Annotated in this window: 1 protein-coding gene; it reads left to right on the top strand. The window is 43.4% G+C overall.

Going from position 1 to position 988, the window contains the following annotated elements:
• Nucleotides 1-127: 127 nt before the first annotated feature.
• On the top strand, nucleotides 128-988 hold an 861-nt coding region (locus B2V92_RS10680; protein WP_293307678.1), incomplete at its 3' end, for a cytochrome-c peroxidase.

The raw sequence follows: 988 nt of genomic DNA, 5'->3' as shown, positions 1-988 counted from the left end.
TTATTTCAGGGTCTATCCTGCAGGAAAGATTCTTGACTTCAGTGTTTCGTCGGGTTCCGTGTTTCATCGGCTAGGGATTCTTCACTGCATTCAGAATGACAGCTTACCTACCGAACCGAATAAACCAATGAAAAGAAGTAAACTCATAATTTCCCTAAGCCTTATCGTGTTAGTGATCCTGATGGCCGGTTTTGGTGCTGATGATCCCACGGTAATCAACAGCAGGGAACGTTTGGGCGAAAAACTGTTTTTCGATCCGATCCTTTCCAAGGACAAAAGTATCAGCTGCGCTTCGTGCCATAAACCCGAATTTGCTTTTGCCGATACTGCAAGGGTTAGCCTAGGCGTTGGTGGTACCAGGGGAACACGTAATTCGCCATCGGTAACCAACTTATCGGGCCGGCCGAATCTTTTTTGGGATGGCAGGGCTGCCTCTCTCGAAGATCAGGCTTTACAACCCATCATCAATCCGGTGGAAATGAACCTGCCAATTGCTGATGCCATCGATAGGTTACAGAAAGACAAAGAATATGCGGCACTTTTTCAGAAGATTTTTAATGCACCGCCTACACAAAAGAACTTATTGCTGGCCATCGCCTCTTTCGAAAGGACTTTAGAAACCGCAAACAGCCCTTATGATCGTTACATTAATGGCGATGATAAAGCGATATCCGAAAATGCCAAACGTGGCCGCTTATTGTTTATCGGAAAAGCCAATTGTAACAACTGTCATTCGGGGGAGGATTTTACCGCCGATCGTTTTAAAGGCATAGGATTGTTTAACGATGAGGAACTGAAAGACCAGGGTAGGTTTGATGTAACAGGTAATCCCGAACATAAAGGACATTTTAAAATCCCTGGTTTAAGAAATGTTGGCATTACAGCCCCATATATGCATAACGGGATGTTTAAAACACTAAAAGAAGTAATCCAATATTATAATAACCCTGATGCGGTAATTAAAAACGGTAAAAACAGGGATCTTTCC

Origin of the sequence: Pedobacter sp. UBA5917 (assembly GCF_002432345.1) — a bacterium.
Lineage (GTDB): Bacteria > Bacteroidota > Bacteroidia > Sphingobacteriales > Sphingobacteriaceae > Pedobacter.
The sequence above is the reverse complement of the archived record's forward strand: the minus strand, read 5'-3'. Positions and strand labels throughout refer to the sequence as shown.